Origin of the sequence: Pedobacter sp. MR2016-19, assembly GCF_014947265.1 — a bacterium.
In the GTDB taxonomy this organism is placed as follows: Bacteria; Bacteroidota; Bacteroidia; order Sphingobacteriales; family Sphingobacteriaceae; genus Pedobacter.
Genome location: NZ_JADCNK010000018.1, coordinates 13250 through 28968, shown reverse-complemented (window position 1 = coordinate 28968; position 15719 = coordinate 13250). Strand labels below are relative to the sequence as shown.

The following is a 15719-nucleotide window of genomic DNA, read 5'->3' as shown; positions in this document are numbered from 1 at the left end:
TTATTATTATAATTAGCAGTACAGCGTACTACTTTTAAGAAAATGAGTTTAAGAAAGTTTATAACGAATAAAACGACCGCAGCTTTAGCAGTATTGATTACTGCTTTTGCAAACACTAGCGTATTTGCGCAAGATGCAGCAGCAGGTGCTGCCGCGGCACCGAAGGTTGATATGGGCGAGGTTTATAAATCGGTAATATTTTATATTCTGGTTTTCCTTGCTATATGCTTATTCATTGCCATTATTGGTAAAGCAATAAAAGTGTATGAGTTAAGCCGCGAAGCACAAGGTAAACCGGTTGGTATTAACTGGAACGGGGTACACGCAAGTTTATTTGCGCTGTTTTTAGTGATCGGTTTATATGGTGTATATTGGGAATATACAGTGCATGGATCAATGTTACTTCCCGATGCAGCATCAGAGCACGGAAAGAAAATTGACGAGATGTTTAACTTAACATTAATCATCACAACGATCGTATTTGTGGCTACACATATTTTATTGTTTGGATTTTCTTATATCTATAAATACTCAGCTAAAAGAAAAGCTTACTACTACCCACACAATAATACAATCGAAAAAATCTGGACAATCGTTCCGGCTTTAGTATTAACAGTTTTGGTGTTAATGGGTTTCTTAACCTGGAGATCTATTTTCTTTAAAGTTGAAGATCCTAAAAATAAACCATTGCAGATCGAAGTTACTTCAGAGCAGTTTAAATGGTCTATCCGTTACCCGGGAGCTGATGGTGTAGTAGGTAACAAAAACTACAAGTTAACTACAGCTACCAATCCATTGGGTATCGATTTTAAAGATATCAACTCCCGTGATGATGAAATGGCTGATGAGATGGTGCTTCCTGTTGGAAAACCGGTAAAACTGATCTTAACCAGTAAAGATGTAATTCACAGTTTTTATATGCCGCACTTCAGAGTACAGTTAAATACCGTACCAGGTATGAGAAGTATATTTGAGTTTACGCCTACAAAAACTACTGCAGAAATGCAGCAAGAAACCAATGATCCTAACTTTAAGTACCTTTTCTTATGTGCTAAAATCTGTGGATCAGGTCACTGGAACATGCAGAAAGTGGTACGTGTAGTTTCAGAAGCTGAATACAAAACCTGGATTGCAGAGCAGAAAACATACTTAAACGACGATTTAAGAAAACAATTTAATTTGCCAGTAGCACCTGCGCCTGTAAAATCAGTAGCAGATTCAGCAGCTAAAGATTCAGCAGCTGTGAAAACTAACCAAATGGCTTTAAATAAATAATATTAAGCAGGAGCGAAAGAATTATGTCAACAATAGCATTACACGACGAACACAATCACGATCACGCTGATCATGGGCATCATAAAGAGACTTTGATTTCAAAGTACATCTTTAGTATGGATCATAAAATGATTGCCAAGCAATTTTTGATTACCGGTATTATTATGGCTGTAATTGCAATGGGCTTATCCATTTTATTCCGTATTCAATTGGCATGGCCAGATAAAAACTTCCCATTCTTAGAAACATTTTTAGGTAAATGGGCAGAAGGTGGCCGTATCAAACCCGATTTTTACCTCGCTTTGGTAACCATTCACGGTACCATCATGGTATTCTTTGTACTAACCGCCGGTTTAAGTGGTACCTTTAGTAACTTATTGATTCCACTTCAGATCGGTGCAAGAGATATGGCCTCTCCATTCTTAAACATGCTTTCATACTGGTTCTTCTTTACTGCTTGTGTAGTAATGATGTCATCATTCTTTATCCAAACAGGTCCTGCATCGGGTGGTTGGACGGTTTATCCGCCACTATCTGTTGTTGCCAAGGCAATGCCAGGTTCAGGAATGGGTATGACTTTGTGGTTAATCAGTATGGTACTTTTCGTAGCATCATCTTTAATGGGTGGTATTAACTATGTAAGTACAATTTTAAACATGCGTACTAAAGGTATGGACCTTTGGAAAATGCCATTAACCATTTGGGCTTTCTTCTTAACCGCTATTTTAGGTATCTTATCATTCCCTGTTCTTGTAGCCGGGGTGGTATTAATGGTATTCGACCGTAGCTTTGGTACAAGTTTCTACTTATCAGACATCGTAATGGGTACTGATATTTTACCAAACGAAGGTGGTTCTCCAATTTTATGGCAACACTTATTCTGGTTCTTAGGTCACCCTGAGGTATACATTGTAATTATGCCAGCTTTGGGTATCTCATCTGAGGTTATTTCTGTAAACTCACGTAAACCGATCTTCGGTTACCACGCGATGGTTTACTCTTTAATTGGTATTACCGTATTATCATTCATCGTTTGGGGTCACCACATGTTTGTAACCGGTATGAACCCATTGTTAGGTGGTGTGTTTATGATTACCACGTTGATCATTGCGGTACCATCAGCTGTAAAAACATTCAACTATTTGGCTACATTATGGCGTGGTAATATCCGTTTCACTCCGGCAATGTTATTTGCTATCGGTTTAGTTTCATTCTTTATCTCTGGTGGTTTAACCGGTATCTTCTTAGGAAATGCTTCGTTGGATATTAACTTACACGATACTTATTTTGTTGTGGCTCACTTCCACCTGGTAATGGGATCTGCAGCAATCTTCGGTATGCTTGCAGGTGTGTATCACTGGTTCCCTAAAATGTTCGGTAGAATGATGAATCCTAAGTTGGGATATTTACACTTCTGGTTAACTTTTATTGCAGCTTACCTGGTATTCTTCCCGCTTCACTTCTTAGGTTTAGATGGTGTACCTCGTCGTTATTATGCATTTACAGAGTTCGAATTCATGAAGAAATGGTTAACCGTTAACATATTTGTAACATGGGCAGCTATTATGGCCGCGCTTGCGCAGGTAGCGTTCTTGTTTAACTTCTTCTATTCAATCTTTAAAGGAAAAGTTGCACCTCAAAATCCATGGGAATCTAATACTTTAGAATGGACTGCACCTGTTGAACATCTACATGGTAACTGGCCAGGAGAAATCCCAACTGTTTACAGATGGCCATATGATTATAGTAAGCCAGGACATGATGCGGACTTTATTCCTCAAACTGTTCCTTTTTCGCAAACCATGAGCTCTAATTTACCTCACGATTTTGAAGGAAATCAAGAAGCAGAAAAAATACAGCAAGATTGGGAACTAGCTAATCCTGTTGAAGAAAACAAAGGCTAGTTTAAGCTTAAAAAACAATTTTAAAAGGGGTATCTGATTAAGTTTCTGCTTATCCGGATACCCTTTTCATCTTAATAGATATATGGTCAGCAGATCAGAACAACGTTTCATTAGAATTAATCTTATAACCATCATAGTTACGCTATTGGTTATACTTGCCGGCGGTATTGTTCGCAGTACCGGATCAGGCATGGGGTGTCCGGATTGGCCAAAATGTTTCGACCGTTACATTCCGCCAACTGATGTATCTCAGCTTCCAGCCAACTATAAAGAAAAATATGTTGCAGGCAGGTTAAAAAAGAATGAAAAGTTTGCCAGGTATTTAGAAAGCATGGGCAAAGTAGCCTTAGCTGATAGTATCAGGCACGATCAGAGCATTACTGTACCCGAAGAATTTAATCCGGCTAAAACCTGGACCGAGTACTTAAACAGATTAGCTGGGGTAGCAGCTGGAATATTCCTGTTGTTAACAGCCGTTTATTCTTTTACTTACCGTAAAACAGCAAAACGGATTATTTTGCTAAGTATCCTGAACATCTTTGTAGTAGGTTATCAGGCTTGGCTAGGTTCCATCGTGGTATCAACCAATCTGGCACAATGGGTAGTAACGGTACACATGCTTTTAGCACTGGTTATTTTAGCGATATCTATATATACATACAACTACGCGAAACAGCTCAATAAAGCACCTTCAGTAATTATGTATAGGATACTATGGCTGAAAGGCTTTTTGTTCTTTACACTGGTAGTCAGTATTGTTCAGATCGTTTTGGGTACTGATGTGAGGGAAGCTGTTGATGTAATTGCAAAGTCTCTGGCTTATAGTGGAAAAGCATTATGGATATCGAAGATAGGAAGTGTTTTTTCTTATCACCGCGATTTGGCTATATTGGTAATAGTCACCAATGGTGTGGTTTATAAAATGGTTATTGATCGTTTTAGTGGTAAAGCTGCTCCGTTATTAACAGCCAGATTTATTTTAATTACGCTTTTAGTTCAGTTATTAAGTGGTTTAGCTTTAGCATACATTGCTTTCCCGCCTGTAGCGCAGGCATTACATATTTTGTTTTCTACGCTGCTATTTAGTTTACAGTTTTACCTGTACTTATTGGTTTACAGAACAAGTACATATAAACAATAATATTTAAGAAAATTGAAGCAATATCTTTCAGATTTTTCTAAGCTTATCAAATTCAGACTATCGTTTACGGTGGTGTTTTCGGCGTCGATCTCTTTTTTGATCGGGCAGAAAATGCAGGTGGGTAGAGGCCATATTCCTAGCATTGATTGGGGAAACTGGCTAATCTTGATTGCTGGTGGTTTTTTAGTAACTGCCGCAGCAAACTGTTTTAACGAAATTATTGAGAAAGACCTGGATAAATTAATGTCAAGAACCAAAGATCGTCCTATGCCTGCGGGTAGAATGACGACAGGCCAAGGACTGATTTTAGGTGTGTTTATGGCTTTTTTAGGTACCTGGTTATTGGGGCATTTAAATCTTGAAACAGGTTTGTTATCTGTATTTTCAATTTTGCTATACGCTTTTGCCTATACACCATTAAAGAGAAAATCGCCTATTGCTGTTTTTGTAGGAGCAATTCCAGGCGCATTGCCACCGCTTATTGGTTATTTAGCTGCTTTTGGTAGTTTAAAGGCAGAGATGTTCCACGAAATTGATTATTACATTGCTGTTATCTTATTTCTAATCCAGTTTGTATGGCAGTTTCCACACTTCTGGGCCATTGCCTGGGTGTTGGATGATGATTACAAAAAAGCTGGTTTTAGGCTGCTACCAACAAAGAAAAGAGATAAAACATCAGCACTGCTTACTTTTTTAAGTACGCTGGTTTTAATCCCGGTAAGTTTATTGCCAACCATTTATGGTTTTGGTGGTTATTACATTGCTGGCTTATCTTTAATAGCAGGACTTATTTTTAGCTGGCTGGCTTTTAAACTTTTAATGAACAGAGAGCTGATCGACGCGAAGAAAGTGATGTTCTGTTCGTTTTTTTACATCCCGGCTGTACAGTTGGGCTTATTATTAAATTTTATAGCAAAATAATTTATGGTGCTAACAATGGAAAAGATGCAGGATACGTTTGACCCTAAACCAAGGAAATTTATTGTTTGGTTATTTGTCGTATCGTCAACAATTATGTTTGGAGGCTTTACCAGTTATTATCTGGTATTCGCCGCTTCAAAAGGAAAAGGACACGGTTTGGTGTTGCCTGATGCCTTTATTTACTCTAGTTTGGTTATTATTGCGAGCAGCATCACTCTAGTGTTAGCTTCGCGGGCGTTAAAAAAACTAAATTTTAGCTTACAGCGCAACATGCTCTGGATTACCGTAATATTGGCCATTGCCTTTGGTGTGATGCAGTTTAATGCCTGGGGGAGTATGGTGAGAACCGGAGCTACACTGGTAGGAAATAACGCCGCAATATCATTTATTTATGTGGTATCCGGAATGCACCTTTTGCATATTATTGCTGGGGTAGGCCTTATTATTAATGCTTTAGCTGGTAGCTATAAAAGCCTGCCTATTGCGAAAGTCCAATACAGAATGGAAATTGCCTCTATTTTTTGGCATTTTATAGATATATTATGGATATATCTGTATGTTTTTTTACTTTTGAACCGTTAAATTTGTTAACAAACTATTATACTATTTCCAAATGAATGCAGTATCACAATTAGATCAAGTTAAAACCGGACCATGGAATGGTGGTCGTTCTCCGTGGTCGGTAGAATATGGTAAAATCATGATGTGGTTTTTCCTATTATCAGATGCTTTTACCTTTTCATCTTTATTGATCTACTACGGCGCTCAGCGTTTTTCTAAATTAACATGGCCAGATCCGGATTTGGTTTTCCAATCCATCCCTGGTATTAAAGATACAGGTGCACCACTAGTATTTGTGGGGATCATGACTTTTATCCTGATTTTAAGTTCAGTAACTATGGTTATGGCTGTAGAGGCCGGACATCGTCGTTCTAAAAAAGAAGTAATTGCTTGGTTAATTCCTACAATTGTTTTAGGATTTATGTTCTTAGGCTGTCAGGCATTAGAGTGGACCCATTTGCACCATGAAGGTTTCTGGTGGGGTACAATTCCATCTGCTGAAGAGTTAAAACATTTATTTGATGGGCCAGTTTCTTTGGTTGCTGCGCAACAATTTGCAAACTTATTCTTTACCATTACAGGCTTCCATGGTTTCCACGTATTTAGTGGGGTAATGATCAATGTGATTATTTTAATCATGACGATTAACGGAACTTTTGAAAAAAGAGGTCATTATCTAATGGTAGAAAAAGTTGGTTTATACTGGCACTTCGTAGATTTAGTTTGGGTGTTTGTATTTACATTCTTCTATTTGGTTTAATTTCAATTATATAAAATATTTAATATGTCAGATCACTCACATACAACAGAAGGACACGAGCATGGCGAACATGCAGGATTAGATAAAGCTAAAATCTGGAAAGTAGCTGGTATTTTAACTTTAATTACTGCAATTGAGTTTATCATAGCACTATGGGCAATCCCTGGTCATCATATTCCTCAGCATGTAGGTAACTATATTTATATCGCTTTAACACTTGTAAAAGCTTTTTATATTGTTGCTTACTTTATGCACTTAAAATATGAGAAATTAGGCTTGCAGCTTGCATTAACCGTTTCATTTATTTTCATTGGTTACTTTATTGTTTTAATGCTGATAGAAGGTGGGTTTTTAAACATCCACATGATGAACCATTAATGAAAAGAAGCCCTATAAAAAAGGTAATAATCCTGGTAAGCATTTTAGCTATACCGGGATTTTTGTTTTTTTACTTATTGCCACACTTTGCAAAAAACAGGTATAAGAGTTTACCAATCTTTGGTGAAAAGGTTGTTGCCGCAACTTTTCATAGTGTAAAGGGCAAGAAGATACCCGATACCATTTACCATCTGGTTCCTGATTTTAAACTCTTAAACCAACATAGCGACACGGTTAGCTGGAAATCGTTTGAGAACAAGATTGTAGTATTAAACTTATTTCATTCCGGAGCGAAGAAACAGCAGGCGAGTAAATACATCAAACAACTCTCTGATGGCTATGAACAGAAGCCCCTGGTTAAATTTGTAAGCCTATCTGTTGATCCGGCTGATACAGGTCAGATCAAAGATTTTGCAGCTAATTTTAAAGCAAAAGAAGGTAAGTGGGATTTTTTAGCTGGCGATACTGCACAAACTTATCCACTGATTAGGCAAGGCCTGTTGCTTGATGTAATAGCAAATGAGTCCAATGGAAAGAACAGCTTTATATTTAGCAATAAGATAGTACTGATCGATAATTTTCACCGTATACGGGGTATTTATGATGCCGACGATTCAGGAGCGAACGCTAAGTTAGAAGATGAGATAAAAGTGCTTATTGCGGAGTATTTAAGGAACGTTAAAGATGGTAGGTAGTTGGCTTGGCAGTTAGCGTTTGGAGTCAGAAGTCGATACAAAATAATTTAATATAAAAGAGATTTAAAAACTCATGGAAAATAGCCCGATTGAGAAAAAATATAACAAATGGATCATAATTCTTTCTATCCTGATACCGGTAGCTGTAGCCTTTTTATTTGTAGTAAAGTTAAAAGATTTAGGTATTGATGCACCAACCTTGCCTTTTTTACCACCAATATACGCTACCATAAATGGGATTACAGCCATACTATTGGTAATTGCGGTTTGGGCAATAAAAAATGGAAAGATACAATTGCACCAAAATTTAATGAAAACAGCCATAGGTTGTTCTTTATTGTTTTTAGTAATGTATATCGCATACCATATGACTACGCCCTCTACAAAGTTTGGAGGGGATGGTGCAATAAAATATGCTTACTTCTTTATTTTATTAACACATATCTTATTGTCAATTGCAATTATTCCCTTGGTTTTGGTTACCTATGTGAGGGCTTTAGCCGAGCGTTTTGATCGTCACAGAAAAATTGCACGGATAACATTTCCGTTATGGCTGTATGTTGCTATAACTGGTGTGGTGGTTTATTTGATGATTTCGCCATATTATCAATACTAAAGATATATTAGCGATAAAAATTTGAAAGCCTTACTCAAAAACGTAAGGTTTTTTTGGTTATTAGATTTTTGCTTGCAGAAGATATTTGCTTTAACCCAATTTTTTTTTCACTTTTATGTATATCATATCACACAAAGGTATTCATAGAATTTGTATATGAATAACCAATCGACTAATTTATGGCGCAAGGAAGGATAGAAGATGAACGTAAGCTTATAGAAAAAATCGTAGAGGGAGATGAGCAGGCATTTTCTGTTTTATTCTTCAAATATCTTCCTGTACTCCATATTTTTGCTACTAAGTTCACCAAGTCTGATGATGCTGCCGAAGAAATTATTCAGGATGCATTTTTAAGAGTCTGGCTTAATCGCGATAAATTAGCAGAAGTAGATCATGTGAAGGCCTATTTATATAAATATGTTTCTAATGAATGTTTAAGCTACCTGCGTAAAAAATTAAAAGAAGATAGGGTTGTTGATGCATTTACGGCTAAGCAACAAAATAGCAATAATAGCACTGTAGAAACTATTAATTTAAATGAGGTAACTAAGATTATTGCTGTTGCAGTTGATAAATTGCCTGATCAGCGGAAAAATATATACCAATTGAGCAGGCGCGATGGTAAAACTATTCCTGAAATAGCAGAAATACTTAATATTTCTCCTAATACAGTTAAAAACGCACTCGTAATTGCCTTAAAATCGATACGTATACACCTCGACCAACATGGAATTGTGTTCTTTTTCCCAATTGTTTTTTTCTTTTTGAGAATAAAATAGAAAAAAATTAATATCCCGATAGTCCTGATTTTCTTTTGCTGCTTCTTAGTATCAGAATCTTTATGGAACGTATACATTATCTATTGCAACAGTTTACAGCTAAGACCTTAAGTCTGTCCGAAAAGGAAGAACTTTTAGTTTTGGCCGAAAACAGCACATCACTACTTTCTGACGAAATCGTGAAAATGATTATCGCAGAAGAAGCGCATGCAGTTAATGTTGTTGAGGAAAAATGGAATCCTGTTCTCAATAAAATTCTGACGATAGATAAACCAACCCGGTCGCCTAAGCGAATTTTAATGAATAGTTTAAAATGGGCTGCCGCTGCTGTTGTTTTTATTGCATTTTCTTTAACGACTTATCTCTCTTTACAGAAAAAGAAAGAGCATGTTTTTGCTACTGATGTAGCGCCTGGAAAAAATAAAGCTATTCTTACCCTGGCTGATGGAAAGAGAATTTCACTTTCAGACGCGATGAAAGGCGATATAGCCAAAGAAGCTGGTTTCTCTATAACTAAAACTGCCGATGGCCAGTTGGTGTATAACGTTGCCGGATCTGAAAATGTAAATGATACCAGATTAAATACCATTTCGACCCCAAATGGCGGCGAGTGGCAAATCCAGTTACCTGATGGTTCTACGGTTTGGCTAAATGCAGCCTCTTCAATTCAATACGCATTAAACATTGGAACCGCAAAACAGCGTGTAGTTAAATTGGATGGTGAAGCTTATTTTGAAGTCGCCAAAAATGCAGCACATCCTTTTATTGTAGAAACCGATAAACAAGCTGTTGAGGTTTTGGGTACGCACTTTAACATTAACAGCTATAAAGATGAAAAGGTAACTAAAACTACTTTGTTGGAAGGAAGTGTGCGTGTTTTGCATAAAAATACCAATGAGAGCGAAGTACTTAAACCTGGAGAACAATCACTGGTATCAGTTTCGGGTATTGCCATAAAAGAAGTGGATGTTGAAGAAGCAATAGCGTGGAAAAAGGGTTATTTTATGTTTAATAACGAAAGGCAGGAAAGCATTTTACGTAAAGTTGCCCGTTGGTATAATGTAGAAATAGAATATGCAGATCCTGCTGCAAAAGATGTAATGTATTACGGAACAGTAAGCCGTTTCGAAAAAATATCAAAAGTGCTGACCAAGTTTGAACAAACAGGGGAGGTGCATTTTGATATTAAGGGCAATAAATTAATTGTTCACAAAGAATAAATGATAACAGATGAAGGCATAACTAACCTTTATCTCTAAAAATAAAACAACTTAATCAACCTTAACCTAAACCTTACAAATTATGAATAGACCTCAACAAACCTCCTGACGATTCGAAGATAAATGAATAAAAAAAGGAGTGCTTGCAACACCCCCTTTATTATCTGTTTAGCTATTCCGAAACCGGAATCGATTAAAAATCAATTATTTCTTGGATAATCCGCGAAACGCTTTTTGGCGTCCAAACTTCATTGCGCTTCGCAAAAAAAAACAGACTATTAAATGTACAAAATTTATATTGAAATTTTATGTACGCACCGACGCTACATACCTAAATTGCTATTAATTATGAAGTTAGTTACGGTCATACTGCTTGTCTCTTTAATGCAGGTAAGCGCAGCTTCATTTGGCCAGCTGGTTACGTTAAAAGAAAAAAATGTAACCTTAGAAAAGGTTTTTAAAGAGATCAGAAAACAATCTGGTTATGATGTTCTTTTATCAACCAATAAAATTAAAACCTCAACCACTTTAAACGTTGACTTTAGTAATTCTACTGTTGAAGAGGTGATGGACAAAATTGTTTCCGGTAGAGACTTAAGCTATACTGTAGAAGACAGAACGATTTTAATTAAATTAAAAGAAAAATCTGTTTTTGATAAGTTATTGGGCTATTTCGTTGCTGTTAGGGTAACGGGAAAAGTAAAAGACAAAAATGGAGCGGTACTTCCTGGTGTAAGTGTAAGAGAAAAAGGAGCAGCCAATGCAGTATCTACCAGTGCCAATGGAGATTATTCAATTTCTGTTAAAGAGAGCGCTACGTTGGTGTTTAGCTACATTGGATATAAAACACTCGAAGTAGAAATTGGTGGCAAAACGATTGTAAATGTAAGTTTAGAAGAGGATGCTGCCCAACTTAAAGAGGTAAATGTAGTTTCAACAGGTTATCAGGAACTGAATAAGAAATTATTTACAGGATCTTCGACTAAATTAAAGGCAGTTGATGTACAAAGAAATGGTGTACAGGATATTAGCCGTATGCTAGAAGGGCAGGTTGCAGGTGTATCGGTACAAAACGTGTCGGGTACTTTCGGTGCTGCACCAAAAATCCGTATCCGTGGAGCATCTTCATTAAATGGAGATAATAAGCCACTTTGGGTAGTAGATGGTATAATGCTTGAAGATTTAGTGAATGTATCAAACGAACAATTATCAAGTGGTGATGCTTCAACGTTGATCGGATCATCGGTTGCCGGATTAAACTCAGATGATATTGAGAGCTTTGAAATTTTAAGGGATGCGGCAGCTACAGCTATGTATGGCGCAAGAGCAATGAATGGTGTTGTTGTTGTAACTACAAAAAAGGGTAAAAACACAGAAGGTAAACCAATAGTATCTTACTCAGGTAACTTTACCACCTATTTAAAACCGAATTATAACCAGTTCGATATTATGAATTCTGCAGATCAGATGCAGGTTTATTTAGATATGGAAAATAAGGGATGGCTTAGACATTCGGATGTATCAAAAGCTGCAAGCGGTGGAGTATACCGTAAAATGTATGATTCGATGTATGATTATAATCCTGCAACGGATCAATTCGCTTTGAGAAATGATGCCCCAAGCCGTCTTCAGTTTTTAAATAGATATGCCAATGCAAATACCGATTGGTTTGATGTATTGTTCCGCAACTCGTTAATGCAGGATCATTCTGTAAGCATCATGGCAGGAACGAACAAATCTAAATTTTATGCCTCTACCAGTTTTTTAAATGATAATGGCTGGACAGTTGGCGACGGTGTAAAAAGATTTACCGGCATGTTAAGGGGAAATTTTGATATAACAGACCGTCTGCAGATCGAAATCCTATCTCAGGGATCAATCCGTGATCAACGTAGTCCAGGTACTAACAATCAGGAAAATAATGAAGTATTAGGTCAGGTAGACCGTGATTTCGATATTAATCCTTTTAATTATGCCTTAAGAACCAGTAGAACGCTTACGCCATATGATGTGAATGGAAACAGAGAGTATTTTGTTCAAAATTATGCACCATTTAACATCCTGCAGGAATTAGAAAACAATAGTATTAAAACCACATTAATCGATCTGAAAATTCAGGGCGGTGTAAAGTATAAAATTATCGACGGCCTTAAATATTCATTTACTGGTGCATATCGTTATGTTAAATCTGATCAGGAGCATAGCATTACTGAATACTCAAACGCGGCGAACGCCTACCGTGCTTATGGTAATAGTAATGTGATAGAAAATAACAGGTTCTTGTACAGAGATCCTTCGAAGCCAGGATCTTTGCCAAGCATCGTATTGCCTGAAGGAGGTTTTTATAATGTGACTTCTAACGGTTTAGTAAATTATTTCATGCGTCACGATTTGGAATATGATAAAGTATTCAATGAAGATCACTTATTCAATGTTTTAGGTGTGGTAGAAATGAGATCCAACGATAGGCAAAACCGTTTTAGTAATGGTATCGGCTATCAGTTCGATAACGGCGGGGTTCCATTTATTAATTCCGATTACTATCAGCAGGCTATCGAAGCGAATTCATACCCTTATGGAATGGGAAAAAATTATGACCGTTTCCTTTCATACGCATTAAAGGCCGCTTACTCTTACAAAGGAAAGTATAGTTTTAATGCAACTGGCCGTTATGATGGGTCCAATTTATTGGGAGAGTCCCCTACTGCAAGATGGCTACCTACCTGGAACGTATCGGGCGCATGGAACATTCACGAAGAAAATTTCTTTAAAAACCAAAGTATATTAAATAGAGCTACCATCAGAGCAACCTATGGCTTAACTGCAAGTACAGCCAATGCTAAAAACTCAAGCTTAATTTTACGTAATCAAACAACGCGTAGAACTGACGATATTGATAAAGAATCATCAATCTATATTGATGCTTTAGAGAACTCTCAGTTGACTTGGGAAAAAACATATGATACCAATTTGGGTTTCGATATGGGCTTTTTTAAAGATCGCTTATCACTATCAATAGATTTGTACAGACGTAATGGATTTGATTTAATTGGTCAATTTCCAACCGCAGGTATTGGTGGTCAGGGATTAAAAGATGCCAATTATGCTGATATGAAATCAAAGGGTATCGAATTTACGTTAAATGCAAGGGTAATTAATCAGGATAAATTTAAATGGAGTACTAATTTAAACTTTGGCTACCACAAAGGTGAAGTAACCAGATTAGATTACGAACCTAATATTTTTAGATTAGTTACACCTAGCGGTGGCTATAGATTAGGCTATCCGCAAAGTGGATTATTCTCTATAGTGTTTGATGGTTTAGATCATAACACAGGCGTGCCGACATTTATTGATGAAAATGGTAATAAGAAAGCTACAGAAGTTTATTTTCAGAGTAACAATTTACAATATTTAAAGTACGAAGGACAGGTTGATCCTAAAATTACCGGTGGTTTTTCAAATAAATTCAGTTATGGAAATTTTAGCTTATCAGCTTTGGTTACTTTTAGTGCAGGTAATGTTGTAAGATTAAATCCTAATTTTAGTGATCGTTATACCGATCTAACCGCAACTTCTAAAGAATTCTTAAACCGCTGGACACAGCCAGGCGATGAGCTATTAACAGATGTGCCATCAATTGCTGACCGGTTTGTTATTGGAAATTTCGCTGGTACCGAAAAACCTTACAATGCCTATAATTACTCTACCGTTCGCGTTGCAGATGGTGGTTTTGCGCGATTGAAACAAGTAATGTTATTCTATCAGTTGCCAAAAATATGGGCATCTGCTATAGGAGCAACAAATGCTTCAGTAGGTTTTGTAGGTAATAATGTTTGGTTAATATATTCAGATAAAAAGTTGAACGGTCAAGATCCTGAGTTCTTTGGTTCTGGAGGAGTCGCATTGCCAATTCCACGTCAATATACTTTATCGTTAAAGGTTGGTTTTTAGTTAATAACAAATGATGAAAACATTAAAATATTATACACTGGCTGCTGTAATGATTATTGCTGGAACCAGTTGCAAGAAATTTCTGGAAACAAGTCCAGATTTAAGAACGCAGTTAAATTCTAAAGAAAAGGTTGCCCAATTGCTAGTTTCTGCATATCCAAAGGCAGAATACCTCTCTTTTACAGAAAATTCTTCTGATAATGCTGAAGATAAAGGACCAAGAACAGATTATTCTCCGGTTTCAACAGAGTTATCGTGGACCAGTGCCTATTTTTGGCGCGATTTCCAAAATGGAGTGGAGATAAGCGGTTCAACTGATGATTATTGGAATAAAACTTATCTGGCTATTGCGGCAGCTAATACTGCCCTGCAATATATAGATAAACATCCTGGTGAAACTGATTTATTGCCATACAAAGGCGAAGCACTAATGGCGAGGGCTTATGCACATTTTATGTTGGTAAGCTTGTATGCAAAAGTATATAAACCGGGGCAGGCAAATGATTCGCCGGGAGTACCTTTTGTAACCGATCCTGAAATTGAAGTTTCCCCACAATACAAAAGAGGTACTGTTGCAGAAGTATATGCAAAAATAGAACGCGATTTAACTGAAGGTTTACCGCTTATCAATAATTCTGTTTATAAAACTGCACAAAAATATCACTTTAGTCTCAATTCTGCCAATGCATTTGCTGCAAGGTTCTATCTGTTTAAAGGTAACTACGATAAGGTAATTGAACATAGTGGAAAAGTATTGTTGGATAATGCGCAAGCTAAAGGAATGTTGAGGCCATGGAACAGTACTTATCTACCTTACATTGCAGCCGCTTTAAGAACAGCATTTACGCAATCTTCACAAAATTCTAATTTGCTGATGGGAGAAGCTAATTCAATTTGGGGAAGGAACTTTTATATCAGATATGGTCTGGGAAAAGTAATCAGTAATACTATTTTGTTAGGTCCAAATATTACCGGAGGTAATTATTCATATAAGCCAACTCCTTATGTTGAACCTTATTACGACAGCTGTAAGTTTTCCGAACTATTCTTTGAAAGTAAAATTGGTTCAGGTTTTGGACAGCCATATATCATGGTTCCGCTATTAACTTCTGATGAGTTGATTATGAACAGGGCAGAAGCTTATGCCTCAAAAGATCAGTATGATTTAGCATTACAGGATATCAATACTTTCTTAAGTACCAGGATTACAAACTACAACTCATCAACACATGGTATTACCTTAGAGAAAATTTCTGCTTATTATGGCATTACTGACCCTAAAGCGGGTTTAATCAAGACTATTTTGGATCTTAAAAGAGCTGAGTTTATTTCAGAGGGTTTGCGCTGGTTTGATATTATCCGCCATGATTTGACGGTTAAGCATAGCGTTTTAGATGAAAATGGCGCAAGTACTACAATTGAGCTTAAGGCTGATGACCCCCGTAGGGTTTTTCAATTACCAATTCCTGCAACTAAGGCAGGGTTAACTCTTAATCCTAGATAAATTATATAGAA

The 15719-nt window shown here is 36.8% G+C and carries 13 protein-coding genes; all 13 read left to right on the top strand.

Annotated elements, in window-relative coordinates:
* The first annotated feature begins 42 nt into the window (after positions 1-42).
* Positions 43-1275, top strand: coding sequence for a cytochrome c oxidase subunit II (locus tag IM793_RS19100; protein ID WP_193424132.1), 1233 nt, complete (start codon positions 43-45; stop codon positions 1273-1275).
* A 23-nt stretch (positions 1276-1298) separates the two neighbouring features.
* A complete protein-coding gene (locus tag IM793_RS19095) occupies positions 1299-3179 on the top strand; it encodes a cbb3-type cytochrome c oxidase subunit I (protein WP_193424130.1) in 1881 nt (626 codons plus the stop codon).
* A gap of 82 nt (positions 3180-3261) precedes the next feature.
* Complete coding sequence (locus IM793_RS19090) at positions 3262-4320, top strand: heme A synthase (protein ID WP_193424128.1); 1059 nt, start codon at positions 3262-3264, stop codon at positions 4318-4320.
* A 12-nt stretch (positions 4321-4332) separates the two neighbouring features.
* A complete protein-coding gene (gene cyoE, locus IM793_RS19085) occupies positions 4333-5241 on the top strand; it encodes a heme o synthase (protein WP_193424126.1) in 909 nt (302 codons plus the stop codon).
* 15 nt (positions 5242-5256) lie between these two features.
* Positions 5257-5823, top strand: a complete 567-nt coding sequence (locus IM793_RS19080) for a cytochrome c oxidase subunit 3 (RefSeq protein ID WP_132402983.1) — start codon at positions 5257-5259, stop codon at positions 5821-5823.
* 31 nt (positions 5824-5854) lie between these two features.
* On the top strand, positions 5855-6562 hold the full coding sequence (locus IM793_RS19075) for a cytochrome c oxidase subunit 3 (protein WP_132402986.1): 708 nt from the start codon (positions 5855-5857) through the stop codon (positions 6560-6562).
* Between the two features lie 24 nt (positions 6563-6586).
* The gene (locus IM793_RS19070) at positions 6587-6940 is read left to right on the top strand and encodes a cytochrome C oxidase subunit IV family protein (protein ID WP_187591832.1); all 354 of its coding nucleotides are present in this window, start codon (positions 6587-6589) and stop codon (positions 6938-6940) included.
* Positions 6940-7635: an SCO family protein gene (locus IM793_RS19065; RefSeq protein WP_193424124.1), complete on the top strand. Its 696-nt coding sequence runs from the start codon at positions 6940-6942 to the stop codon at positions 7633-7635. The genes IM793_RS19070 and IM793_RS19065 overlap by 1 nt, the downstream gene beginning before the upstream one ends.
* Before the next feature lie 73 nt (positions 7636-7708).
* A complete protein-coding gene (locus tag IM793_RS19060) occupies positions 7709-8251 on the top strand; it encodes a DUF420 domain-containing protein (RefSeq protein WP_132402995.1) in 543 nt (180 codons plus the stop codon).
* 179 nt (positions 8252-8430) lie between these two features.
* Positions 8431-9030: an RNA polymerase sigma-70 factor gene (locus IM793_RS19055; RefSeq protein ID WP_193424122.1), complete on the top strand. Its 600-nt coding sequence runs from the start codon at positions 8431-8433 to the stop codon at positions 9028-9030.
* Between the two features lie 62 nt (positions 9031-9092).
* On the top strand, positions 9093-10250 hold the full coding sequence (locus IM793_RS19050) for a FecR family protein (RefSeq protein ID WP_193424120.1): 1158 nt from the start codon (positions 9093-9095) through the stop codon (positions 10248-10250).
* A 348-nt stretch (positions 10251-10598) separates the two neighbouring features.
* Positions 10599-14204, top strand: coding sequence for a SusC/RagA family TonB-linked outer membrane protein (locus IM793_RS19045; protein ID WP_193424118.1), 3606 nt, complete (start codon positions 10599-10601; stop codon positions 14202-14204).
* 10 nt (positions 14205-14214) lie between these two features.
* Complete coding sequence (locus IM793_RS19040; RefSeq protein WP_193424115.1) at positions 14215-15708, top strand: RagB/SusD family nutrient uptake outer membrane protein; 1494 nt, start codon at positions 14215-14217, stop codon at positions 15706-15708.
* The last annotated feature ends 11 nt before the right edge of the window (positions 15709-15719 follow it).

Excerpts from the sequence above, each read along its gene's own strand:
- IM793_RS19100 (WP_193424132.1), top strand. The coding sequence starts at position 43 with ATGAGTTTAAGAAAGTTTATAACGAATAAAACGACCGCAGCTTTAGCA.
- IM793_RS19095 (WP_193424130.1), top strand. The coding sequence starts at position 1,299 with ATGTCAACAATAGCATTACACGACGAACACAATCACGATCACGCTGAT.
- IM793_RS19090 (WP_193424128.1), top strand. The coding sequence starts at position 3,262 with ATGGTCAGCAGATCAGAACAACGTTTCATTAGAATTAATCTTATAACC.
- IM793_RS19080 (WP_132402983.1), top strand. The coding sequence starts at position 5,257 with ATGGAAAAGATGCAGGATACGTTTGACCCTAAACCAAGGAAATTTATT.
- IM793_RS19075 (WP_132402986.1), top strand. The coding sequence starts at position 5,855 with ATGAATGCAGTATCACAATTAGATCAAGTTAAAACCGGACCATGGAAT.
- IM793_RS19070 (WP_187591832.1), top strand. The coding sequence starts at position 6,587 with ATGTCAGATCACTCACATACAACAGAAGGACACGAGCATGGCGAACAT.
- IM793_RS19065 (WP_193424124.1), top strand. The coding sequence starts at position 6,940 with ATGAAAAGAAGCCCTATAAAAAAGGTAATAATCCTGGTAAGCATTTTA.
- IM793_RS19060 (WP_132402995.1), top strand. The coding sequence starts at position 7,709 with ATGGAAAATAGCCCGATTGAGAAAAAATATAACAAATGGATCATAATT.
- IM793_RS19055 (WP_193424122.1), top strand. The coding sequence starts at position 8,431 with ATGGCGCAAGGAAGGATAGAAGATGAACGTAAGCTTATAGAAAAAATC.
- IM793_RS19050 (WP_193424120.1), top strand. The coding sequence starts at position 9,093 with ATGGAACGTATACATTATCTATTGCAACAGTTTACAGCTAAGACCTTA.
- IM793_RS19045 (WP_193424118.1), top strand. The coding sequence starts at position 10,599 with ATGAAGTTAGTTACGGTCATACTGCTTGTCTCTTTAATGCAGGTAAGC.
- IM793_RS19040 (WP_193424115.1), top strand. The coding sequence starts at position 14,215 with ATGATGAAAACATTAAAATATTATACACTGGCTGCTGTAATGATTATT.